This is a genomic window from Nitrospira tepida (assembly GCF_947241125.1).
Taxonomy (GTDB): Bacteria; Nitrospirota; Nitrospiria; order Nitrospirales; family Nitrospiraceae; genus Nitrospira_G; species Nitrospira_G tepida.
In genome coordinates this window covers 4,573,456-4,596,816 of sequence record NZ_OX365700.1, presented here as the reverse complement: position 1 = coordinate 4,596,816, position 23,361 = coordinate 4,573,456, and the positions used below count along the sequence as shown (strand labels likewise).

General features: G+C 63.1%; 22 protein-coding genes, 1 tRNA gene and 1 riboswitch. Of the genes, 8 read left to right on the top strand and 15 right to left on the bottom strand.

From position 1 onward, the window contains the following. Positions 1-23: 23 nt before the first annotated feature. On the bottom strand, positions 24-1,055 hold the full coding sequence (locus QWI75_RS21830) for a hypothetical protein (RefSeq protein ID WP_289271483.1): 1,032 nt from the start codon (positions 1,053-1,055) through the stop codon (positions 24-26). Positions 1,056-1,278: 223 nt separating this feature from the next. On the opposite strand from QWI75_RS21830, the gene QWI75_RS21825 reads away from it, so the two are divergent. Continuing rightward, the gene (locus QWI75_RS21825) at positions 1,279-1,833 is read left to right on the top strand and encodes a hypothetical protein (RefSeq protein WP_289271482.1); all 555 of its coding nucleotides are present in this window, start codon (positions 1,279-1,281) and stop codon (positions 1,831-1,833) included. A gap of 76 nt (positions 1,834-1,909) precedes the next feature. On the opposite strand, the gene QWI75_RS21820 is transcribed toward QWI75_RS21825, so the two are convergent. The 9 genes from QWI75_RS21820 to istA all read right to left on the bottom strand — a co-directional run bounded on the left by QWI75_RS21820 (position 1,910) and on the right by istA (position 11,036). Next, a complete protein-coding gene (locus QWI75_RS21820) occupies positions 1,910-3,610 on the bottom strand; it encodes an ATP-binding cassette domain-containing protein (RefSeq protein WP_289271481.1) in 1,701 nt (566 codons plus the stop codon). Positions 3,611-3,685: 75 nt separating this feature from the next. Next, positions 3,686-3,761, bottom strand: a riboswitch (Fluoride riboswitch). A gap of 396 nt (positions 3,762-4,157) precedes the next feature. Beyond that, positions 4,158-5,915 (bottom strand): tetratricopeptide repeat protein, encoded by a 1,758-nt coding sequence (locus QWI75_RS21815; protein WP_289271480.1) that lies wholly within the window; start codon positions 5,913-5,915, stop codon positions 4,158-4,160. 100 nt (positions 5,916-6,015) lie between these two features. Then, positions 6,016-6,447, bottom strand: a complete 432-nt coding sequence (locus QWI75_RS21810) for a c-type cytochrome (RefSeq protein WP_289271479.1) — start codon at positions 6,445-6,447, stop codon at positions 6,016-6,018. Next, a complete protein-coding gene (locus tag QWI75_RS21805; RefSeq protein ID WP_289271478.1) occupies positions 6,437-6,958 on the bottom strand; it encodes a PH domain-containing protein in 522 nt (173 codons plus the stop codon). Before QWI75_RS21805 ends, QWI75_RS21810 begins: the two co-directional genes overlap by 11 nt. Beyond that, positions 6,955-7,413, bottom strand: a complete 459-nt coding sequence (locus tag QWI75_RS21800; protein WP_289271477.1) for a cupredoxin domain-containing protein — start codon at positions 7,411-7,413, stop codon at positions 6,955-6,957. The genes QWI75_RS21805 and QWI75_RS21800 overlap by 4 nt, the downstream gene beginning before the upstream one ends. Before the next feature lie 99 nt (positions 7,414-7,512). Further along, positions 7,513-7,824, bottom strand: a complete 312-nt coding sequence (locus QWI75_RS21795) for an anti-sigma factor family protein (protein ID WP_289271476.1) — start codon at positions 7,822-7,824, stop codon at positions 7,513-7,515. A gap of 9 nt (positions 7,825-7,833) precedes the next feature. After that, positions 7,834-8,493, bottom strand: a complete 660-nt coding sequence (locus tag QWI75_RS21790) for an RNA polymerase sigma factor (protein WP_289271475.1) — start codon at positions 8,491-8,493, stop codon at positions 7,834-7,836. 426 nt (positions 8,494-8,919) lie between these two features. Continuing rightward, on the bottom strand, positions 8,920-9,702 hold the full coding sequence (gene istB / locus QWI75_RS21785) for an IS21-like element helper ATPase IstB (protein WP_289266911.1): 783 nt from the start codon (positions 9,700-9,702) through the stop codon (positions 8,920-8,922). Beyond that, entirely contained in the window at positions 9,699-11,036 is a 1,338-nt protein-coding gene (gene istA, locus QWI75_RS21780) for an IS21 family transposase (protein ID WP_289266912.1), read from the bottom strand. The genes istB and istA overlap by 4 nt, the downstream gene beginning before the upstream one ends. Before the next feature lie 62 nt (positions 11,037-11,098). Here istA and QWI75_RS21775 point away from each other — a divergent pair, with 62 nt between their 5' ends. Then, positions 11,099-12,190 carry a hypothetical protein gene (locus QWI75_RS21775; RefSeq protein WP_289271474.1) on the top strand — a complete coding sequence of 364 codons (1,092 nt, stop codon included), beginning with the start codon at positions 11,099-11,101 and terminating at the stop codon, positions 12,188-12,190. 216 nt (positions 12,191-12,406) lie between these two features. Here QWI75_RS21775 and QWI75_RS21770 read toward each other — a convergent pair whose 3' ends face one another. The 3 genes from QWI75_RS21770 to der form a co-directional block, all read right to left on the bottom strand. Beyond that, the gene (locus QWI75_RS21770) at positions 12,407-13,450 is read right to left on the bottom strand and encodes a hypothetical protein (protein WP_289271473.1); all 1,044 of its coding nucleotides are present in this window, start codon (positions 13,448-13,450) and stop codon (positions 12,407-12,409) included. A gap of 172 nt (positions 13,451-13,622) precedes the next feature. Further along, positions 13,623-13,982, bottom strand: coding sequence for a hypothetical protein (locus QWI75_RS21765; RefSeq protein ID WP_289271472.1), 360 nt, complete (start codon positions 13,980-13,982; stop codon positions 13,623-13,625). 475 nt (positions 13,983-14,457) lie between these two features. Next, the gene (gene der, locus QWI75_RS21760; RefSeq protein ID WP_289271471.1) at positions 14,458-15,819 is read right to left on the bottom strand and encodes a ribosome biogenesis GTPase Der; all 1,362 of its coding nucleotides are present in this window, start codon (positions 15,817-15,819) and stop codon (positions 14,458-14,460) included. 131 nt (positions 15,820-15,950) lie between these two features. Here der and QWI75_RS21755 point away from each other — a divergent pair, with 131 nt between their 5' ends. Further along, positions 15,951-16,598, top strand: coding sequence for an HAD family hydrolase (locus QWI75_RS21755; RefSeq protein ID WP_289271470.1), 648 nt, complete (start codon positions 15,951-15,953; stop codon positions 16,596-16,598). Positions 16,599-16,618: 20 nt separating this feature from the next. Here QWI75_RS21755 and QWI75_RS21750 read toward each other — a convergent pair whose 3' ends face one another. After that, complete coding sequence (locus QWI75_RS21750; RefSeq protein WP_289271469.1) at positions 16,619-17,185, bottom strand: class I SAM-dependent methyltransferase; 567 nt, start codon at positions 17,183-17,185, stop codon at positions 16,619-16,621. 228 nt (positions 17,186-17,413) lie between these two features. On the opposite strand from QWI75_RS21750, the gene leuS reads away from it, so the two are divergent. The 3 genes from leuS to holA are packed head-to-tail and all read left to right on the top strand — an operon-like array spanning position 17,414 to position 21,656. Then, complete coding sequence (gene leuS / locus QWI75_RS21745; protein WP_289271468.1) at positions 17,414-19,855, top strand: leucine--tRNA ligase; 2,442 nt, start codon at positions 17,414-17,416, stop codon at positions 19,853-19,855. Positions 19,856-19,914: 59 nt separating this feature from the next. Further along, entirely contained in the window at positions 19,915-20,601 is a 687-nt protein-coding gene (lptE, locus tag QWI75_RS21740) for an LPS assembly lipoprotein LptE (protein WP_289271467.1), read from the top strand. A 59-nt stretch (positions 20,602-20,660) separates the two neighbouring features. Further along, positions 20,661-21,656, top strand: coding sequence for a DNA polymerase III subunit delta (gene holA / locus QWI75_RS21735; RefSeq protein WP_289271466.1), 996 nt, complete (start codon positions 20,661-20,663; stop codon positions 21,654-21,656). A gap of 180 nt (positions 21,657-21,836) precedes the next feature. Here holA and rpsT read toward each other — a convergent pair whose 3' ends face one another. Next, positions 21,837-22,112 (bottom strand): 30S ribosomal protein S20, encoded by a 276-nt coding sequence (gene rpsT, locus QWI75_RS21730; RefSeq protein WP_289271465.1) that lies wholly within the window; start codon positions 22,110-22,112, stop codon positions 21,837-21,839. A 154-nt stretch (positions 22,113-22,266) separates the two neighbouring features. Here rpsT and pyrF point away from each other — a divergent pair, with 154 nt between their 5' ends. Both pyrF and QWI75_RS21720 read left to right on the top strand, forming a co-directional pair. Continuing rightward, a complete protein-coding gene (gene pyrF / locus QWI75_RS21725; protein WP_289271464.1) occupies positions 22,267-23,013 on the top strand; it encodes an orotidine-5'-phosphate decarboxylase in 747 nt (248 codons plus the stop codon). A 214-nt stretch (positions 23,014-23,227) separates the two neighbouring features. Then, positions 23,228-23,304 (top strand) — tRNA-His (locus QWI75_RS21720). Positions 23,305-23,361: the final 57 nt, after the last annotated feature.

The following is a 23,361-nucleotide window of genomic DNA, read 5'->3' as shown; positions in this document are numbered from 1 at the left end:
TGGCGGACTTTTTCAACATCCTGCTACCCCGTCGGAGTCAGCGGTGCGAGCAACAGCGAACTCAGCGGGCTGGCGAGCAGCGGAGCGAGCATCAGGCCAAACTGAGGGAAATGATCTTGCAGCGACAAAAACAACCCATGGTCCTTCAGCCATTGGTCTTGTTCCGGCGCCGTCTGTTTGTGGGGGCTCTCCTGCAACAGGGCTTGGGCCCGCCTTGCGAGCAAGACCGCGGCGGGCAGGTAGGTGGCCACGAGCATCAAGGTGAAGGTGACGCCCCAGAACAGGGTAATGGCCAGGGCCGCCCCCAATATCGCTTCATGCGCATGGTTGTCGCCGACCAATGCCGCCGGCCACCGCAGCCAGGCGCCCATGTGCAGGATGCCGGCCACGAGGATCGCCGAGGCCGCGCTCAAGACCTCCTTCAACCGCCGCATCTGCAAAGCGCAGTACTCCGAATCGATCGCACGGCCGGTGACCGGCGGCGCCAGCGTGCTGCAGGCCGCGAGCAAGGCCACCACCGGAACCACGATGGCCTGTACGTTGACGATGGAGACCACCGTCATGGTATAGCGCAGGAGGCCTTCGCTGATCCGCTGCGGCCCGGCCTGGCGCAGGTTCTCGTAGCTGAAGCTGAAGACCGCCCGATAAAGCGCATGCGTCTCATCGAGCGCCCAGATGAAGGCCAGCCCGATCGAAGCCAGGACGATTCCGACCGCGGTCACCACGAGGAGCCTCGGTCGGGGATGAGATTGGTAGATGAGCGCGGCGCAGAGGATCAAGGCATAGAGCCCGGCCACCAACGCCACCACCACGGTCGTGAGCCAGATGTAGCGGGCCTTGACCTCGACGAGAAAGTGGGTGGCGTGAAAGTGGGGATCGGCGGGTTCTGACGAGGGGTGCATCAGCCGACTCGTGAGATCATGAAAATTGTCCACCGTGATGTTGGCGCTGAATTCAAACAGGCCGGTCGCGAGCAGCAGGATGAAGACTGAAGGGATGATCAGGAGCAAAAAGCGATACTCGGAAGCCGGTGAGGCGGCCGGAGGCGTCGTCATGTTGTCCAGACCGGTGTGGTGCTGAGCCGATTCGGTAGGAGCAAGGTAGGGCATCCTAGCACAATGGCTCGATGGGGACGAGGGAGGAATCAGCCTTCCAAAGCCGCTCTGGTCGCAACCGATCGAGGCCAACGCTCAACCCCGGCCCCTGTGCATTGACAAGCCGGCCGGCAATCGCTAGCGTGGAGCCGGTCGAGGAATTCCTGATCGGAACGAAGCCCGCATGGATGGGAAACAGACATGGGGTCCGCGCCTCGCCTCTCTCCGTCTCCATGGCACCGCCCTTGTCCTGCTCGTCCCCCTGGTCGCGATCGGCTGGTGGGGCGGATCGAAGCCGGTCCCGGGGATGGCGGAGGTGACAGCCATGTCGAGAATCCTGCCAACCGGCGATGCGCTCGAACTGACCTATCACGCCGCTGGAGAGACCTGGACGGACCTCATTCCGATCCATCGAGCGGGACCGGCTCGCTATTTCAGCGCCGGGGTCGGCATGGCCGAGCGTGCGGCCGAGTATCCCGCGTTTCCGCTCAAGCTCGTCTTGACCGCCGGGGGGAAACCTTTTCTGGCTCGCGTGGGACTGGAAGTCACGAGTCACGATGGGACGATCCACCTGTCGATTCCACCTGACCATGTGACGGGGCCGTGGCTCTTTCTCGATCTGCCGGCTGGAACTTACGACCTCACCGGGACGAGAGGGGAGGAGAGGCCCCGGCTTCGCCGCGTGACCGTACAGCCCGGATCGTCGCAAACCCTCTATCTCCGGTTCTCCGGAGAGTAAGTCCTAACCCACATTCCTTTTCCAAGTCGAAAGCCGCCGCCGGTTCACACATTGCCGGACCGGCTGCATGCGCTCGTCACAGCAGCGGCGTTCGCGCAGACCGATCGGGCAGGCGGATGTGCCGATCGACATGGGCGATGAAGGACGGGTCGTTCGAGGCGAAGACCACGGACCAGGGCTCGTCCTTGGCGCAGAGGCGGCGCAGCAGGACCTCTCTGGTCGGAAGCGGCATGCTGTGCAACGTTCCGTCGAAGATCAGGAGTTGCGGCCTGGTCACGATGGCCCGAGCCAGCAGAATCCGCAGGGTCTGGCTGAGGGTAAAGGTCTTGCCGTGGCCGGACACGACGGTCTTGATCCCCTGCGGCAGAGCATCGACCTCCTCCTCAAGCTCCGCAAACGCAATGGCCCAGGTCAGGTCCTGATAGGTGATGCCAGGCCGGCCGACCGTGATGTTGTCTTCGAGGGTGCCGTCGAGGAGCGTGGGAAGGGAGTCCAACATCAATGCGCGGCAGCGATTGATCGAGTCCTGGTCGGTCTCGACCAGATTGACGTCATTGTAGCGAACGGTCCCGGCCGTCGGTTGATAAAGGCCGGCCAGGACCTTGGCGAGGGCCGTCTTGGCCGTGCTCGTCTGGCAGAGGATCGCCATCTTTTCTCCGGGCGCGACGTCGAAATCCAACTCCTCGAACAACGGGGCCGATCCCGGGTAGGCGAAGGATACCTGGCGGCAGGTGAGCCGCACTCCTCTCGCGCCCGTGAGCAGAGAGGGGGACAGGAGGTGCGCCTCGCCGGTCGCTTTCGGCAGCGCAAAGAAGCCGGCGAGCTCCCGCATCGAGGTGAACATGAAGAAGATCGCCACCATGCGGCGGGCGAAGGTATCCATATGCAGCAGGAGATTGCCGACGAGGACCTCGGCCCCCGCGAACTGGCCGACGGTAATCTGGCCGTCCACGACCAGGAGCCCGGCCGTCACGATCATGCCGCTGTGGCCGAACGCCTGCCAGACGGCCGTGGCCTTGTACTGCCGCCCGGTCAAGGCATCCGATCGCGCCTGTCTCGTGCGGACGTAGGGCAGGAGCAGGTCGTCCGTGCGGGCCATGACAAAGTCCTGGCTGGCGACGGCCCGCAGGTGCGGCAGGTTCAACGCGAGGTTCTGCATCCAGTTGAAGAGCTGGTAGTTGAGCTGCGACATCTTGAGCGTGACTTGGAAACCGCCCCGTCCGAACAGCACGAGCAGCGCGACGAAACCGACCAGCAGCACGCCGAGGTAGACCAAGAAGAACGGGCTGAAGAACGTCAGCATGCCGACCGCGATCGTGCCTGCGACCGCCACGTTGAAGAGGTCCGCGACCATGGCCACCAGGGCGCGCGTGAGCAGCTCCGCTTCAAAGAATCGGTTCGCATGTTGGGGGACGAAGGTGTCGTCGTTGATCAGCGGGAGCTGCTCGGCGAAGGCCAACGTGATCCTGGCATAGACCCGCTGTTGCAAGGTCTCGACCGCGCGGGCCTGGCGCTCCCGGAAATAGGCCACGCCGAGCAGCGCGACCAGGACCATCGCCGCCAAGGTCAAGACCATCCGCGGTTCCATGGCGAACGAAAAGGTGCTGACCAATTCCTGCACCGCGATCGGGACGCAGAGAAACAGGAGGCCGATGGCCACGGCGTAGCTGCCGATGATCCAGAGAATGCGGCGCTCGAGCGACACCAGCCGGCTCAGGTGCTGCCACATGTCCCGGATGACGTGGGTCAGGGCATACTGCGGTTCCATCATCGACATCGACCGGCCCGCCTCAAAAAAAAACTCCTACCGGCCTGCGCCGGTAGGAGTTGATTGCCGAGACACACCTCCTACCGAGCGGTAGGAGTTATCAGTCCCCGATCCCGACGGACCAAGGACGGTTCCGGTGAACTCCATCACCTGTACGAGCGAATGTGCCCTCAGTCTAGCGGCGAGCGGCGCGCCCGTCAACACTTCGGGCGGAAGCGGAAGCCAGGCCGGATGCGTTTTGATGAAACCGTAATCGGGGGTGGAAGGGCTTAAGGTTTGGGACAGCGACAAGGGTGAACGGCTGTCGGACCGTCAATCGTGGGGCACGAGAGAGACGGAGAAGGAGCGTCGCGTCTGAAGCCTGTTGTCTTATCTCCGAGGTTCAAAAATCGATGACGAACTGACAGGTCCGCCGCAGCGGATGCGGATCGGCACATCGCGAGACTCAACCGATCGTCCGGCGAATGAGAAGGGTTTCAGCGGAGAAGTCGGACTTGTGGCCGCGTAGTCGCTGGTTGGCAACATTCTCGATCCTCGTCGTTGGCTTGCGCGGCCGTCAGTCTTTTTTGGGCTCCGGTTTCGCCTCCATGGCCGTCAGCAGGGGCAGGAAGGTCGGGTCTGCGTCAAGCAGGGCCCTCAGGCTGTCACGGTTCAGCAGATAGCTCCAGACTTGCGGCGTGGCGCCGGGCGTGAGCTCAAAGAACTGCTTGGCCTGGGTGAGGTTCGCCAGCATCAGCTTGGGATCGCGCTCCGCCATGTAGAGTTGGCTGTAAGCCATCGTATAGGCGGCCGTGAACTTGTCCAGCGGGTCGTCGGTGAGCCGGAACGCCTCCTCGGCTTCGCGGTAGGCCTGATTGATGTCGGGGTCGTTGAGAAACCGATTCCACGACACTTTGTGGATGCGCGACCAGGCCAACTCGATCAGCGCGCGCGCGCGCTGGCCGGGGCGGGCTTGAGCCAGGTCGTTCACCAGCGCTTCATGCGTCTGGATGGCGCGCAGTTGGTCGTTGTTCCACCGGTAGGCGATCCCGAGGTGAAGGCGGTTATCCAAGTCCTTGGGCCGGACTTTGGAAAGGGTCTCCATCGCGGGAATCATGCGGTAGAGAAAATCCCCGGCGGTCGGCTCCGCGAGGCCGCCCATTTCCATGTTGTTGGACAGGTCCAGACGGAAGTTTTGCGCATACCAGTTCCAGGACAGCTCGCTCACCCGTTTCGCGAGCATGGCATCCTTGAACGGCACGGAAGGCACGGCATCGCCCGTGGTCAAGACCCGGCCGTAAAGATCGTTCGTCATTGCGGTGAGCGCTTCCGGTTGTGCTTCGTCGATCAGGAGGACGCGATTCAGGAGCGCAATCCGATCCCGCAAGTCCGGGAAATGCCGCGATCTGGCCACGGCGGCGATCAACAGGCCGGAGCCGTCGGACGGCTGCCAGATGGTGGCGGAGTCCGCCAACACATGGCTGGTCTCGGTCGAGAAGGGGATGGCCTCGCTCGGAAGCTCGCCGGTCTGCGGGAGGTCGCCCGCGTCCGAGAGCACGGACACGGGCACGCTGAGGACCGCGGCGTCGCTTGGATAGCCCAGGCGCTTGAGGCCCGTCATCACCACGAACTGCACGGCCACGGATTTGACGGGGACGCGGGGGCGGTGGATCGTCGATCGGAACCGATAGGCCCCTTTGGCGAAGGTCACCGGCGAGGTGAGCATGTCCTTATAGGCCACGCGCAGTTGAACGAGGGAGGTCGGGACGCCGGCCAGCTTGCGGTTCTTCCCGGCTGGAAACGACGCGTTCGGGATCGTCTGCTGCCGCTCGATCGACAACGTGAGGCCGGTGCCGGGCGGCGATTGGCCGAGCAGATCCATCACGGCCGCGGCGGCCTGATAGGATTCGAGCGGTTCGGTAAAGAAGACCAGCCGTCCGGGACCGGGCCAGATCGTATCCATGCCCTCATCGGTCTTCCAGATCGCCGGCTCGACGGCCTCCTTGAGGCGCTTCCAACAGTCGGCATAGATCCCATCTGTTGCCGGAGGGAACTTCTTCAATGTCCCCTGCTGCTCGACCATGCGGTATTGGCAGGCAAAGTCGAGTTGGCCAAATTTCGTCTGATCCCCGGATGAAATGGCGAGGGCGTAGTCCATCGCGGCCTTGCCGGCTGCCGAGGGGGCCGGAGGTTTGCGGGTTTTCTTCTGGCTTGCAGGGGCGGACCAGGCCGGGCTCGCGGCCGCGCCCACCATCATCAAGCCCAGCAGAATCGCGGTCAGAAGCCGGCAGCCACGAAATACACCATCATGAACAACGTCGGGTCTGTAAGTCATGATGCACCTATGGAATGTCGAGGAGATGACAAAGATGTTGACACCAAAGACCACACTCTAGCATGCGGTCCCTTGCATGTGGAAGGGGCGGATGCCGCGATCAGCGGCCGGGCTCGGCCGGAGGCGGTCGGTCGGGGGAAGGGGGACGGAACTGGATCAGGGATCGGATATAGGCCAAGACATCGCGCTGTTCTTCGTCGGTCAGCAGGCCATTCCAGGCGCGCATGGCCGTATGCGGCTTGCCCTGGTCGATGATCTGGAGCAGTTCCTTGTCGGACTTGGCCGAGGTGCCGGCGGAAATCAGGCTCGCGGGGCGGGGCGAGAGGTAGGGCGCCTCGACTCCGTCGCCGTTTCCGGTGAGTCCGTGGCAGGACAGGCAGTGCGTGAGATAAATGGCGCGGCCTCGATCCGGAGAGCCGAGCGGAGCCGAAACGGAATGGGACGCGATGCTCGGCAGCGCCAATCCAGCCAGGCCCACGAGGAAGACGATGATGAAGGTCGGTCCGCCCGGGACCCTGCCGTTACCGAGCATGGTCGGGTGTACCCTGGGCTGGCACCGGACCCCATGGGTTGCGTTGCGCGCGCACCCACCGGTCGAGCTGCGCTTTGAGGTCCTCCGGGTTCGGGACGCCGCGGATCACCAGATAGTCCTCGGTGAGGCTATTGGTGATTTCGAGCTTGCCGAGATCGAACCAGCGGTTGAGCAGCTCGTACCGGACGTAAATGTCGGTCACGTCCTTCAAATGGAATTCCTTCACCACCCGTCGGTTCAATCCGAAGTGGGCGAAGGGGCCGAACAGAACGAGGATGCGGGACGAGGTGATGCGATAGTAATGTGCGTAGTGAAACCAGGCGGCAATGCCGAGAAACAACCCGACGGCCGAGCAATACAGCGCGGCCGTGCCCCACTGCTGAGCTTGGAGGGCGACGGCGGCCCGGACGGCCGCGGCGGCCATGAAGATGAACAGGATCGCCTGGTCCATCCAGGAGGTATGGCCTTCCCACAATATCCGTTCCGGTTGAGAGGGGACGTCACCGTTCATGGTTCCTGCTCCACAACAATTTGCGCACGCATCTGATGCCCCGGCATGTCGCAGATATAGCCGAACTCGCCTGGACGCAGGGGCGTGAAGCGAATCTCCGCCCGGCCTTCCGGCGGAATGATCACCCGTTTAAAGCCTTCCTCCCCGAATTCAGGGGCGCCGTTGCCGCCCACATTCAGGTTCACGCCGCGCAGGAGATCTTTCGGGACGAACGAATGGAGTTCCGTGTCGAGATTTTCGAACACGAGCGTAGCCGGCTGCCCGACTCGGAGCGTGACGAGGGGAGGATGAAATTGACGGGCCTTGATCGTAATCACCACGGGGGTCTGGTCGACGGAGGCGGACACGTTCAGGGGCGTTCGTGTGAGCACGGCCCCTGCCAAAACGGCGACACTCCATCCCGCAGCGAGAAAGACCATGTGTGCCCGGGCGGTTGGACGATGGAAGGAAAACATCCGTCCCTCATCTTAACATGTTCCGAGGAGAGCGGTGGAGAGCGGTTCACCGCATCGAGGCCGGGAAGCGGGGGCAGGAACGAGCGGATGGACGGGACTCTACCGAATGCCGGCCGCCTGCATGATCTGGTGGCGGAGGTGGGCCTTGGCGGAGACGGACAGGGGTTTTGGGGCGACCTGGCGGCAGAGGGAAATGGTCTGGCGCAACGAGGTGACGAAGATTTCGCAGTTGGGACAGGCGCCGAGATGCCGGCGGATTTCAGTGCACACGTCCTGCGCCAGCTCGTCGTCGAGATAATCGGATAACTGCCGCAGGATGTGGAGACAATGGGCCTTGTTTTTTCGGGACCGGCTCGCCCGCCCGGACCGCCGCGAAGCAGAAGAATGGTTGCGTGCTCGTGCCTGTGCCATGGAAAACCTCTACATTATACCCGAGTCCGGCTCCTCTGTGTGGTCGTGATGATGTTCCGGTGTCAGGGGCGCCCCGACGCCCCGCGCGCTCAGCTCGCGCCGGACGAACAGGCGCGCGCGATGGAGGCGGGATTTCACGGCCCGCTCGTTGAGGCCCATCACGGCCCCCACTTCCTTGGCGCTGAGCCCTTCCATGTCCCGCAGGACCAGGACCATGCGATATTTCGGAGGCAGCCGGCCGATCGCCTGGTCCAACGCGCGGCGAAGCTGCTTGTTGGCCAGCGCCTCTTCGGGGGTGAGGCCCTCCACCGGGATCTGAAGACGGAGTTCCCCATCGGTGCTTGGAATGAATTCCTCCAGGGACAACTCGTGATCGGGCTGGCCTTTGCGCTTGCGGCGCAGCCGCTGGCAGGCGCGGGACGCAATCGTGTAGAGCCAGGTGGAGACCTGGGATTCTCCGCGAAAATCCTTGTAGCCGCGATAGGCGTTCAGAAACGTGTCCTGGACGAGATCCTTGGCCGCCTCCGGCTCGCCGCACAGGCGCTGGGCATAGCGGAAGATGCGATCGACATGGTCTCGGTAGAGGTCGTCGAAGGACAGGCGTGCATGGCCGTCCCGTTGGGTCTCGGGCGAGCCGGTCTGAGGCTGAGTCGCGGCTTGGCGGGCCATGAGGGGGTCGAGTCTAAAGAGCCGATTTCGCGAGTGTCAAGCCGCCGTATTGAGTCATCTAAAATCTTACCGAGCGACCGATCGTTGCGTCATTTGTCAATCTTACCCTCCGAGTCCGCATGGGGCGGGCCAGAAGGAGGGGGAGGATGGAGGCAGCGGGGATGGCGCGACGGTCGAAGCACGAGTATCTGCGGGTGATGTGGCAGCGGTATCAGCGGGCGGGGCGCCGCGAGCGATCGGCCCTCCTGGACGAAGTGACACGAGTCTGTCGATATCATCGCAAGTATGCGATTGGGTTGCTGAGCCGAGCGGCCCCACCTCGGCCGCCCGTGCGCCGGGTGATCCGGCGACGGCCGACGTATGGGGAGCCTGTCAAGGGTCACCCAAATTTCCCCAGTTATGGTCATCGAAAACTCCCCACCCTGGTTACGTGGTCGTGGCGGCTTCTTCGACGCGCACCAAACCGGCTTTAAGTTTCTCCTTGAGCCGGTACGAATGACCACGGATATTGATGGTGATGGCGTGGTGCAGGACCCGATCCAGGATCGCGGTCGCCAGCACCCGGTCCCCGAAGACCTCCCCCCAGGCCCCGAAACTCTGGTTACTGGTGAGAATCATCGGCCCCTTCTCGTAGCGACGCGAGATGAGTTGGAAAAACAAGTTGGCCCCGGTGCGGTCAATGGGCAGATAGCCGATCTCATCGATGATCAGTAACCGCGGGATCGTGTAGAGCTTCAGCTTGTCCTCCAGCCGATTCTCCGTCAGGGCTCGAGTCAGTGTGGCGATCATGGCGGCGGCCGTCGTGAACAACACCCGATAGCCTCGCTCGATCGCTTTGAGCCCCAGCCCGATGGCCAGGTGGCTTTTGCCGACCCCGGGCGGCCCCAAGATCACGAGATTCTCGCCGTGCTCGATGAAGTGGCAGGTGGCCACTTGCTGGATCTGCTTCTTATCCAGCGACGGCTGGTAGGCGAAGTCGAAGACCTCCAGACTCTTCACAAACGGAAACCGCGCGAGACTGGTGCGCATCGTAATGTTCTTCTCCGCTTTGGCGGTCACTTCTTCACTGAGGACCTGATCGAGGAAGTCCGCATACGACAGGTCCTTGGCCGCCGCCTCCTGTAAGAGGGCGTCGAGCCGCTCGCGGCTCTTCAGGAGCCGCAGCCGCGTCAGCTGTTCACGGAGCCGTTCCAGTTGCGCCGGGTTCATGGCTGCACCTCGTGCGCCGCCGCGCTCCCGCACACCGCCTCGTAGCACGCCAGATCCCGCACTTCGACCTCCGGGACCGCACCGGGGTGAGTGGCCAGTTCGCTCAGGGTTGACCGGCGCTGGCGCGCAATGCGGGCACTGGCGCCGGGGCCGTGCTCCGGCAGAATGCGGAATTGGTGGCGGCCGGGTAACACGGGATGGGTGGCCACCTCGCGGTCGCGATGGAAGATATGGATGGTGTCGCCCCGCCGTTGCGCCTCAACCCGTTGCCCAATCAGGCGGAAGGGCACGGAATACCGATTCGTGTCGAAGCTGACCAGATAGTCTTCAGCCACGATCCGCGAGACCCGCGCCTCCTGCTGGAAGCCGCGCTGGCCCGCCAGTGGCACGAGGTGCTCGCGTTCTCGCTCAAACCGCGCGATCGGTCGCTCATGAGTCGTGCCGTGCAGGCGCTGGTCGGCGATCGTCACGTTCCATTCGTCGAGCTGGGCCTGGAAGTCCACCACGTCGACAAACGTCCGCCCGGGCAGAAAGTTCCGCTTCACATACTTCACGCCCGATTCCACTTTGCCTTTGGTCTGCGCCCGGTAGGGCCGACACACGCGGGGCTCAAAGCCCCAATAGTCGGCAAAGGCTTTGAACGTGGGATTCCAGAGGCGTCGGCCGGTCTCATCCGCATAGCACACGGTGCGCGGACGATCATAGAGATGCTCGCGGGTGTGCCCGCCGAAATGGGCAAAGGCCCGTTCATGGGCCTCCAGAAATTGCGCCAGGCGCTCATCGGCACACGCGTGATAGAAGCCGCGGCGACTGAACCCTAAGGTGAGCACGAACACGTGCACCACGACGGGACCGGTGCGGAAGGGCACGGTGGCCTGGCCCCAATCAATCTGACTTTGCTGCCCCGGCGGGGTCTCAAAGCGGAGGAGGGCCCGCTCCGCTTGCAGCTGGACCTCGCGCAGCGGCGCCACACACCGCTTCACCGTCTCATAACTGCCGGTGTAGCTCCGGCTCGCCCGCAGTTCCTGGTAGAGAATCCGCGCCGAGTACCCCACCTGCGGGGCGCGGGTCCGCACAAAGTCGGCATGGGCGGTGAGCAGCGTCTCCGCCACCGCTGCCCGGCGATAGGGGTGCCACGTCGTCTGCCGCAGACTGCGCCGGACCGTCTTGCGATCCAGATCCAACCGCCGCCCAATCGCTGAAATGGACACCCGCTCCTCGTGAAACAACCGTCGAATCTCCGCCCATCGCTCCTGATCCACCATGCATGCCTCCCCAGATTGGTCCCCCTGGGCACGCATGATCGCCGACGCTCCCGTCTCGTCAAGTCCCATCTCCCTCCTCCTTCAGTTAGGAGGGTGGGGAAAATTCAATGACCACACCTGGGGATTATTGGATGACCGCTGACAGGGAGCCCGTGATTCGCCTGCTGGCAGAAATCTGGGCGGCCTCGGGCTATCTGTGTGGTCAGCGACTGAAGGCGGCGCTGCCGCACTGGCTGCCCTGGCTGACGCGGCGCACCGCGGTCACGCCGGCGGTGGAAGCCCAACTCCGGCGGATCAGTGCCCGGCAGATCGACCGCCGGCTGCGGGACCGGAAGCGACGGCTCAAGCGGCGGCTGTATGGCACGACGCGCCCGGGGTCCTTGTTGAAGCAGCAGATCCCGATCAAGACGGAGCACTGGGACGTCCGCACGCCCGGCTATCTGGAGATCGATCTGGTGTCGCACGCGGGCGCCTCGGCCGCCGGCGAGTTCCTGCACACCGTGGACGGTGTGGACATCCACACGACCTGGGTGGAGCGCCAGGCCGTGATGGGCAAGAGCCGTCACGGGGTCGTGCAGGCGATGACGACCATCGAGTCGCAGCTCCCGTTCCCCCTGCGGGGCGTGGATTCCGACAACGGGAGCGAGTTCATCCATGACCACCTGCTGGCGTGGTGTCAGCAGCGGCCTGTTGGTCGACAGGTCCAGTTCACGCGCTCGCGCCCGTATAAGAAGGATGACAACGCGCATGTGGAGCAGAAGAACTGGACGCATGTCCGCAAGCTAGTGGGTTGGGAGCGGTACGACACCGAGGCGGCGCGCACCGCGCTCAACGCGCTGTATGCGGACCTGCGGCTCTTCCAGAACCTCTTTCAGCCCGCGATGAAACTCGTCCGCAAGGTCCGGGTGGGCTCGCGGTTGATCCGGCGCTATGAGGCGCCGCAGACGCCGTTCGAGCGGGTGCGGGCCTGCGCCGACGCCGATCCGCAGAAGGTGGCCGCCCTGGAGCAAGTCCTGAAGACGACCGATCCGTTTGCGCTCTCGCAGCGGATTGACCGGCACCTGGAGCGACTCTGGGCGCTGGCCACCCGAGCCACGCGCACCCCGCGCGAAGCGGCGCCTCGGCCGCCGCAGCTGCGGGCGAGCACGCCCTGGCGTGGGTGGACCTTCAGCCCGAGGGTCCAGCGCCAGACACCGGCGCTGCCCCGGACAGGACGCTCATAAGGGGGGATCTCCAGTATGGACCGAGCGGCGATCGTTGATCCTAGGCCAAATACGGAAGCCGGTTTTCCGACCGAGCGCCCGAAGAATCCCAACTCCAGGCTCAGGGGATGCGTCGCTCGGTAAGATTCACAAATGACTCAACGATCCCCCGCTGGGTAAGATTTTTAAATGGCTTGATAGGCCGCACAGACGGCGGGCTGCACGGAGGGAAACGCATCAGTGGCCTTTGCGGATCTCGACGACGGACCCCTTGCCGTTCAGTTCAACGATCACCGGCGATCCTTCCTTGAGTCCGGCGAGCGTCCCCCTGGCCTGATCAGCCGGGAATTGCTGCTCGCCTTCCGGAGTCCAGAGCGTCAACTCGCGCTTCTCCGGCGTGGCATAGGCGAGTTTGCCTGTGAGGAGCCGGACAGTGGGCTGCTCCTCTCCATTAGGCCGAAGCTCCACGGCCATGTTCGTGTCATGGATCCACAGCGTGAGGTCCTGTCCCACCTTGGCCTGTTTCAAACCGGTCTTCGAACTGATGGGGAGTATCCCGACCGGCGTGCGCAGAAAGGTGTAGCCGGCCTTCAGCTTGGCGACCGAGCCGCTGATCTTCATCTCCGTTCGATTGGATTGGTTCGGCACTTGGCTGATCTGCAGATCGTATTGCAGATTGTGCAGGCCCACCACCGTGCCGGCGGCGTTGACTTCGACCGTGACCGGTTTGCCGGCCGGCTGGGAGGCGAGCTTCGCAGCCAAGGCTCCGGTGGCGAAGGCACGTTCGCCCTCGGGCGTCCACAGCAGCACTTCCTTCTTATCGGGCGAGGGAAAGACCGGCGGTCCCCACAGATAGCGGCGCACAGACTTGTCCTGTCCCTTCGCCGCGATATCGACGGCTCCGTGCGAACCGTGAATCCAGAGGGTGACGTGATGGGCGCCGCGCAGGTCCCGCAAACAGGTCTGGCAGGTCAAGGTCAGCAGCCCCACCGGCGTTCTCAGAAAGACGAATCCCGGTTTCATGCGCCAGACGGTCCCGCTGACCTGGATCCAGGGATCAACGTCCTCCGCCACCGCGGTCGTGGCCGAGGTCTCCGATGAAGTCTGGTCGGTGGCCTCTTCCGGCTGGCCAGGCAGCGCGTCGGGCGCCGGCTCCTGAATGGAAGCCGGCTCCTCCGCTGCCGGTAACGCCTGTGCGGAAGCAGCCGACAGGATCAATCCGATTCCGAATGCGAGCATGAGCAGAGCAGAGCCACAACAGAGCAAGAATCGATGGTTCATAACAGACCTATGGATGGTGAATGAATAGGTTCAGTGGGCTAGAAGAGCCTGGGGCGACGCGACCTGCATGCGAGCACACGTCCGTTGTCTGTTCGCGAATAACACGCAGGTGGGAGGCTGTCAAGCGGATTGCCGGATACGGCGGTCGGGAGGATGCCGGCGCGGGACGCGGCTAAGCTTTCTGGAGCGTGACGAGAATTCTCGTCTGTGCGGCAGAGGATCGGGACGGAAAGACAAAGGCTCGGAGCATCATCGCTTGGGGAGACTGTCCGACAGATCGCGTCACCTCGAACGGCCGCCAGTCGTCCGCCTCTTCCCGATCGGACAAAACGTCCTGGATCTCGGAACAAAATGTTTCGACCGAGGGGGGGAGTCCGGTTGCGCCCGCCCGCTGTTCCTGGCGATGGAGGTCTCCCAGGAGCTGGGAGGCCTGTTCGTCGAGATGCAGGACGCGGCTCGACGAGGAGAGGACCAGGAGTCCGACTTTCGATGCGGGGAACGGCACATAGCCCTGGGACATGTTTGATGCCATCAACTGTTCTTCCATGAGCCCCGCCATGTGAGAAGTTGTGAAAAGTTGTGAATCAGTAGGTGGCTGCCTACAGGCGCAGGGACGGATCGGATCTGTCGAATTCCGGTTGTCGCACAATGCATCGGTATCATCTCTGGTGAAGCGTCAAACGAAAGGATGAGTGCCCGCAGGCTAGCCTTCCTACGTCCCGATGCGGTTACTTGGATGTGAAGGTCCGGTTACATTCCACTGAAAACGACTCGAACAGAAATTCACGGCCACAAGAACAAGCAAATTTCACGCCATCCTTTGAATGATTCGCGAATGGTTGGGGAGGCAATGGACTGGCCGGCGGTTTCGCAGGTTCGTCAAAATGCGACAAGGTCATGGCCTGCCTGTTCGACCATCGGGCGTATCCAAATGTCTACAACTGTATCCTTCTGGTTCTGGAGGAACTGGCCTACAGTGAGTGCGGCGCCGGCTTCGATCTACGCGGTCACTTCTTTCTGACCAAGATGCGAACGGGAGTGCCGATCAACGGGAATTGCTCGCGCAGCCGGTTCTCCAGAAAACGGAGATAAGCGGCGGTGATCCCTTCCGGATGGCCGACGAATAGGGCAAACACGGGCGGCTTGGTGGCGACCTGGGTGATAAAGGCCGAGCGGGCCGTCTTCGTGATGCGGCCCTTGCGCATCGGCAGTGGATGGCTTTCCAGCACCGATTGGAAAAACTGATTCAGCGGGCCGGTCGGAATCCGGTTGGTGAACGAGGCCACGACCTGCTCGATCAACGGAAACAGCGGACGCAACGAATCCGGCTTCAGGGCGGAGGCATAGAGCACAGGCGCCCAGGTCAGGAAGGAAAACCGGCGGTGCAGGTCGGCCTCGTAGGCTTGCTTGGCCCCGGCCTCGTGCGCCCGCAGATCCCATTTGTTGACCAGCAGAATGCAGGCGCGGCCCTGCCGGAGGACCAATCCGGCAATTTTCGTGTCCTGTTCCGTCAGCCCTTCCTCCGCATCCAGCAGCAGCACGGCGACATCCGAACGCCCCAGCGCGCGCAAGGACCGGGCTACGCTGTACCCTTCGACTCCCCGTTCGATGCGGCCGCGCCGTCTGATGCCGGCCGTGTCCGTGAAGATGTACTGCCGGCCGTCCAAGGTCGCGAGGCTGTCGATGGGATCGCGCGTCGTGCCGGGAATGTCGCTGACCACGCAACGGTCTTGTCCGAGGACGGCGTTGACCAACGTCGATTTTCCGACGTTGGGTCGCCCGACGATCGCGACGCGCGGCACATCGGCCAACGATCCTTCGGGAGGTTCTTGGGGGAGGTGGGGGTAGACTGCCTCCAGCACATCATCCACCCCGATCCCGTGCTCGGCGGAGACCGGATAGAGGTGGTCCAGTCCCAAGCGGTAGAAATCGGCGACCAGCGGCTCGGCCTTGGCCGTGTCGATCTTATTGACCGCGTAGTAGACGGGTTTCTTGATCCCGCGCAGCAACGAGACCACCGCTTCGTCGGTCGGCGTGACCCCGTCCCGCCCGTCCATCACGAAGATCAGCACGTCGGCCTCCGCGATCGCCACTTGCGTCTGGTGCCGGATCAGGGCCAACATCCCTTCGTTGGCGCTCGGGTCGAGCCCGCCCGTATCCACCAATCTGAACGGACGTCCCCGAAAGGAGGCCTCGGCGTAGTTGCGATCGCGCGTGACCCCGGGCACGTCGTCCACGATGGCGGAGCGATGGCCGAGAATCCGGTTGAACAGCGTGGACTTCCCCACGTTCGGCCGGCCGATAATGGCGACGGTCGGAAGAAGTGCTGAGTGCTGGGTACTGGGTGCTGAGCGGGCAGTCATGGACATGAATGAGAACGGGATGGCCGGACCGTAACACAGGAATTTTGGCAAACACAATGCGCCTCGTCTTCCGGCGGGACCTTCGCTATACTTTCTTTATGCCTCAGCCCTCAGCACCCAGCACTCAGCACTCTCTCGTGTGGGACGAAATCGACGATGTCCTGCTCGACATGGACGGCACCCTGCTCGATCGGCATTTCGACAATTATTTCTTCGAGGAGGAGCTGCCGCGCCGCTATGCCGCCCTGCACCGGCTCTCCTTCGAGGAGGCCCGGAACAGGCTCATGGCGATGTATCGGTCGGTGGAGGGTGAATTGGCCTGGACCGATCTCCACTACTGGACCGGCCGGGTGGGGCTGGATGTTGTCGCCCTGCACCGGGAGCTGGATCACTTGATCGACTTTCTTCCGGATGCCCTGCCGTTTCTCAGGGCGCTGCGGCGACGCGGCAAGCGCGTGACGATCGTGACCAACGCGCATGAGGCCGGGGTGGCCGTCAAGGTCGCGAAGACGGGGTTGGATCGGCATGTCGATCGGATCGTCAATGCGTTCGAGGTCGGCTGCTTGAAGATGCGGCCGGAATACTGGCCGGCCTGCCAACAGCTCGTCGGCTTCGATCCAGCCCGCTCCTTATATATAGACGATGACGAGGGGTGCCTCAGGGCCGCGCACGGCTTTGGCGTGGCCTACCTGTACCATCGGTCCAAATCCAGCTCCCAGCTCGCCCCTGAGCCATCCGCCACCTTCCATTCGATCGAGCATTTCTCGACGCTCACGGACATCTGAGCGGCTCGGCCGTTCGCCCGTCACGCGCGCGCCTGCCCCCGATACATCGTGCCGGCGATCCGTGGCACGCCCGGCAGCTCGAACCGATCGAGCCGGTCGAGGGTCAAGCCTGCGTCGAGGATCAGGCGGTCGATGCGCCGGTTCAGATTGCAGCCGCAGCCGACGACATTCTGGATCGGGTTGAGCCGATCCTGCCAGGCCGCCACCCGCGGATGGTCGCTGCGGCCATGTTCCGCAAAGAGAAACAGCCCGCCCGGTTTCAGGACGCGCTTCACCTCGCGCAACGCGGCGACAGGATCGGGGATCGTACAGAGGGTCCAGGTGCTCACGGCGCAATCGAACCGCGCGTGGTCGAAGGGCAGGGTCTCCGCCGTCATCGGCACAACCTGCACGGGAAAGGAGACGGCGCGGCACCGTTCGGTCACGCGGGCCGGGAGGGCCTGCATCGGATCGACCCCCGTGAGGCGCGCGATCGACGGCGGATAATGTGGCAGGTTCAGGCCCGTGCCGAAGCCGATTTCCAGCACGTCTCCATGAGCAGGCGCAAGCGCCGCTTCCCGTTCCTGTTGAAAGAGCCCGCGCCTCATCCCCCAGTCCATGAGGCGAGGAAAGATCTGTCGCGCGTAGAAGCCCATCCGCCGCGGGAGTATAACAGACGAACGCCCGCCGGTCCTTGCCGAGGCCCTTGCGTGAAGCCCAGCGAGCGATCGAGCGTGGTCTCGCTCTGCTTGAGGGGCCTCCTGCCGTATGTTATTGTCCGACGTTTGAATCAACGGTAGGGTTCCTCCAACCGATTAACCTTCTTAACCTCCACCATGAGCCGTCCGTACAATTTTCACTCCATCGAAGCCAAGTGGCAGGCCTATTGGGAAGAGCACCGCTCGTTCCGGGCGAGCGAGGATCGCGGGAAGCCCAAGTTCTACTGCCTGGACATGTTTCCCTATCCTTCCGGATCAGGGCTCCACGTCGGCCATCTGGAAGGCTATACCGCGACCGACATCGTCTCGCGCTACAAGCGCATGCGTGGGTTCAACGTCCTGCACCCGATGGGGTGGGACGCCTTCGGCCTTCCGGCCGAGCAATATGCGGTGAAGACCGGCATCCATCCCGCCATCACCACGGCGCAAAACATCGCCACGTTCAAGCGCCAGATGAAGCGGGTCGGACTCTCGTACGACTGGGAGCGCGAGCTGAGCACGACCGATCCGGATTACTATCGCTGGACGCAGTGGATCTTTCTCCAGCTCTACAAGCGCGGGTTGGCCTATGTGGCCGAAGTGCCGGTCAACTGGTGCCCGGGGCTGGGCACGGTGCTCGCGAACGAGGAAGTGATCGACGGGAAGAGCGAGGTCGGCGGGTTCGAGGTGGTCCGCAAACCCATGCGGCAGTGGATCTTGAAGATCACCGCTTACGCGGACCGGCTGTTGGACGATCTGAAGCTGGTCGAATGGCCGACCTCCACGTTGGAGATGCAAAAGAATTGGATCGGGCGGTCCATCGGGGCGGAGGTCGAATTCGCGCTGGCACAGGTTCACGGCAATCTGAGGATCTTCACGACCAGGCCCGATACCCTGTTCGGCGCTACCTATATGGTGCTGGCCCCGGAACATCCGCTCGTGGAGGCGGTGACGACGCCGGACCGACGGGCCGAGGTGCGTTCCTACCAAGAGGCGGCGGCGCGCAAGAGCGATCTCCAGCGCCAGGAGCTGGAGAAAGAAAAAAGCGGGGTCTTCACCGGCGGCTATGCGATCAACCCGGTGAACGGCGAGCGGTTGCCGATCTGGATCGCCGATTATGTGATGATGGGCTACGGCACCGGGGCCATCATGGCGGTGCCGGCGCACGATGAGCGGGACTGGGCCTTCGCGCGCAAGTATGCCCTTCCGATCCGCGAGGTCGTGTCCGGCGGCGACATCGAAAAGGGCGCGTTCGTCGAGATCGACCAGGGCACCGTCGTCAACTCGACCACGCCCGACGGCTCCTTCTCAATCGACGGCTTCAAGCCGGCTGACGCGATCCCGAACATCACCGCCTGGCTGGAGGCTCAGGGCAAGGGCCGGAAGACGATCAACTACAAGCTTCGCGATTGGCTCTTCGCGCGGCAGCGCTATTGGGGAGAGCCCTTCCCCATCATTTGGGTGGAAGGCGAGCATCAGGCCTTGCCCGAAGAACAGTTGCCGCTGACGCTGCCCGAAACGACCAACTTCACGCCTTCGGGAACCGGCGAGAGCCCGCTCGCCAATCTGGAAGACTGGCTTGTGACCGTCGATCCGGCAACCGGCCGGCCCGCGCGCCGCGAAACGAACACCATGCCGCAGTGGGCCGGGTCCTGTTGGTATTTTCTTCGGTTCATCGACCCGCGCAACGAGCGGCACCTCGTCGATCCGGACAAGGAACGGTACTGGATGCCGGTGGACCTCTACATCGGCGGCTCCGAGCATGCCGTGTTGCATCTCCTCTACGCCCGCTTTTGGCACAAGGTGCTCTACGACATCGGCGTCGTGCACACGCCCGAGCCGTTCATGAAACTCGTGCACCAGGGCATCGTGCTCGGCGAGGACAATCAGAAGATGTCCAAATCGCGCGGCAACGTCGTGAATCCCGACGACATGATCGAGCGGTTCGGCGCCGACGCCGTGCGGCTTTACGAGATGTTCATGGGGCCGCTCGAAGCGATGAAGCCCTGGAGCACCCGCGGGGTCGAGGGCGTCACCCGGTTTCTCGATCGGGTGTGGCGGCTGATGGTCGAGGAGGACGGCCGACTGAGCCAATCGGTCGTCGAGGCCGAGCCCTCCCTGGAAACCGCGCGCCTGCTCCATCAGACGATCAAGAAGGTTACGGAGGATCTCGAATCGCTCCGGTTCAACACGGCCATCTCGCAGATGATGGTCTTGACGAACGAGCTGACGAAGCTCGACCGGCGGCCGCGATCGGTTGTGGAATCGCTTGTGCTGCTCTTGTCGCCCTTTGCGCCCCATCTGTCCGAAGAACTCTGGGAGCGCCTCGGCCACAAAGCCAGCGTCGGGCAACAGCCTTGGCCGACTTACGATCCCGCCCTCACCGTCAGCGACCGGATGGAGCTGCCCATTCAAGTCAATGGGAAACTCCGCGGGAGGATCAGCGTGGCCGCCGAGGCCGGACGCGAGGAGGTCCTGCGTCTGGCACAGCAAGAGCCCAAGATCCAGGAGGCGCTCCAGGGAAAGAACCCGAAGAAAATCGTTTACGTCGAGAAGAAGCTCATCAATTTCGTCATCTAAAAAAGTGCTAAGTGCTGGGTTCTGAGTGCTGAGTGATGCAGCACATAAGGAGAAAATAATTGAAGGTCTCCGGGCTGAAACCCTTTTGTTCGTACTCAGCACTGAGCACTGAGCACTCAGCACTCTTGGCTGGCACCGCGCTGGCCGTCGCGTTGGCGCTGCTCGCCGGCTGCGGCTACCAGTTCGGCGTGGAGGGACCGGGGCCGACGATCGGCGGCACGGCCCAGCCTGCCGCGCAGGTCAAACCGGGCGAGCATGTGCCGCGGCTCAGCATCGTGAATCTCCGCAACGGGAGCTTCGAGCCCAATCTCGAAATCAAGTACTCCAACTATCTCCGTCAGGAGTTTGCGACCAGCAGCGGGGCCCAAGTGGTCGGAGGAACGGAAACGGCGGATTATGTCCTCAAAGGGACCATTCTTTCCATCCTGATCCCGACGTTAAGCTTTACACAATCCACCACCTTGGAAAGCCGCGTGGAGGCCCTGGTCATGGTGCAGGCCGAGGATGTGCGCAGCCACAAGGTCGTCTGGGTGCAAACCGCAAAGGGAATGTCGGAATTCTTCGTCACGGGCGATCTCCAGTTCAATCGCGTGCTGCAAAACCGCGCGGTCGAACAGGCGGGCAGGATGGTGGCGGCCGACCTCTCGGCACGCTTTCAGCTCTTCATCGACGATGTGCGGGAGGGCAGGATCAAGCCCACCGAGGCCCCGCCCGAGTTTGTCCCGATGCTGCCGGGCGCGCGATGACATGATGGGGTTCCATCCATGTCCCGCCTGACCTTCTCCGGAAAGAGATCGTTGCCGCCATGATCGTGAAGGCCCTGACCCTCGCTCACTATCTCCAACGCGAAGCCATCCCCCCGCTCTGTCTGGTCGAAGGCGAAGAAGAGGAGCTCAGGCGAACAGCGGTCGTGACGCTCAAGGACCAGCTCTTGGGCGCCGGCACGGACGACGTGTTCAATTGTGCGCAGCTCTATGCCGACGAAGACGGCGCCTCCTCAATCTTGACCGCCGCGCGGGAAATCCCGGTGTTCGCCCCCCGCCGCCTGGTCATCGTCAAACAGGCGGACAAGATCACGGCACGGGACAATGAAGCCTGGCTTGCCTACCTGGCCGACCCCTGCGAGACCACCGCGCTGATCCTGGTGGCGGAGAAGCTCGACAAGCGATTGAAGTGGACGCAGGCATTGGTGAAGCGCGCCTTGGTCGTGGACTGTGGTCCGTTGAACGGCGCGGCGCTCACGGAATGGATTCGAAGTGAAGCCGCGCGGTTGAACTTGAAGATCACCGATGAGGGGATCGCGGTGCTCCGCGAATCAGCCGGTCACTCGCTGGCATTGATCAAACGGGACTTGGAAAAGCTGGCCTTGACCACGTCGGCTGGAGCGGCGGCGGGGGCGGCGGAGGTGGAGGCGGCGCGCGGGATCGAGCCGGGCGCCTCGGTGTTCGACCTCACCAAAGCCATCGAAGCACGGGATTGCCGCCGGGCGTTGGAGATTTTGGCGCGGAACCTGGAGGCGGGGGAAGCCCCGTTGCGGATTCTCGGCGCGTTGGTCTGGCAATACCGGCGTCTCTGGAAGACGAAGGATCTGTTCGCCCAGGGCAAAAGCGCGGGCGAAGTCTCCAGACCGCTCGGGATCGAGCCCTACCGGGTGAAGAGCTTTTTCGGCCGCTTTTCCGACCCGCACCTGCGCCGGGCGTTCGAGCTGTTTGTGGATACGGATTCGAAACTGAAGGGCGGAAGCGCCGGGTCGGGCAGGCGCGTCATGGAAACGCTGCTGCTCTCCCTCTGCCGCGGATGACGCCTTCGAGGCTGTAGCGAGCAAAAGGACGGAAATCCGTCACTCGTCAAACGTATTGACGGTACGTCTTCGCATCCTGTCTTCTTCATCGTTAGTCGATTGACGACTGACGCTTGACGCATGACGACCAAACCAAGATCCGAGAACAAAGCTGGCGGGTTTGTTCAATGCCCTGCTGGCTTATTTGGCGGCGGTCAGGCCGTTGACGCGAAGCGTGAGTCGCGAAATCCGGCGGGACGCCGTGTTCCGCTTGATCACTCCCTTGGCCGCGGCTCGGCCGATGGCCGAGCTGGCCTCGCGAAGCGCGGTCGCCGCTTCATCCGCCTTTTTTTCCTCCACCGCGGCGAGGGTCTTCTTGATGAAGGCCTTGACCGTGTTGAGGGTGGTGCGGTTTCGAGCGCGGCGGGTTTCCGCTTGACGGGCGCGCCTGATCGTCGATTTGTGAACCTGTGGCATGATTCGCGACTCCTTCTGAGAAAAAGAATCACCCTTTTACCACAGCCTTGATTGATGGGTCAAGAAAGGGTACTCTGCCCGCCTCGCCATTCTGTCTGTGTTGGCCTGCGGTGGGTTGATTCTCTATCTGTCACCAAGAAGGAAACGTGGACTCATGACTGCTCAATTCCAGGTTCGCGATCGGCTCATTCTGGCGCTCGACGTGCCGTCCGCCGAGGCGGGGATCCGCCTGGTGGAGAAAATCGGCGAATCGGTCTCGTTCGTCAAGGTCGGCCTTGAGCTGTTCACGGCCGCTGGACCCGAGTTCGTCCACCGGCTTCGCCAACAGGGCAAGCGGGTGTTCCTCGACTTGAAGTTCCTGGACATCGAAGAAACCGTCCGGCGGGCCACCGCGCAAGTCGCCATGATGGGGGTGGATTTTCTGACGGTCCACGCCAATCGCAAGGCCCTGACCGCCGCCGTGCGGGGGCGCAGCCAGGTGCCGAACTCCGCGCTGAAGATCCTGGCCGTCACCGTGCTGACCAACTATGACTCGCAGGACCTGCGTGAGATGGGCATCCAGCACAGCGTGGCGGAACTCGTCACGGCCCGGGCGGCCTTGGCGGCCGAGGTCGGCTGCGAAGGGGTGGTGGCGTCGGGCGAGGAGCCGCAGGCGATCCGCCAGCGGGTGGGAGACAAGTTAGTGATCGTCACGCCCGGCATCCGTCCGGCGGGAGTCGAGACCGGCGACCATGCCAGGGCCACGACGCCGGCCCAGGCGATCGCGGCCGGGTCGGATTATCTCGTGGTCGGCCGTCCGATCAGGGATGCGTCCGATCCGCGGGCCGCCGCCGAAGCCATCCTCGCCGAAATGCAGCGGGCCTTCGACGCGCGTAGTGCGCGGAAAGGTGCTGAGTGCTGAGGACTGAGTGCCGTCCCTTCAGTGCTGAGCGATGAGTGCTGAGTGCTCAGTGCTGAGCACGAACAGGAGGTTTTCAGCCTGGAGACCTTCAATTTCTTGCTCCCTGCGTTCTGCATCACTCAGCACTTCCGCGCTCGGTGGCTTGCGAGTCTCATGGCGGTTTGTGTACGATAAGCGTTCACGTGACGGCCTGCCACAAAACACATCTCGGGTGGTGAGTGTAGCTCAGTTGGTTAGAGCGCCGGATTGTGGATCCGGAGGTCGCGGGTTCGACACCCGTCACTCACCCCAATTTTTCTAAGCCAATACAGTCACTTAGTCCGTCGCTCGGTTGCAGTGACGGCCGCA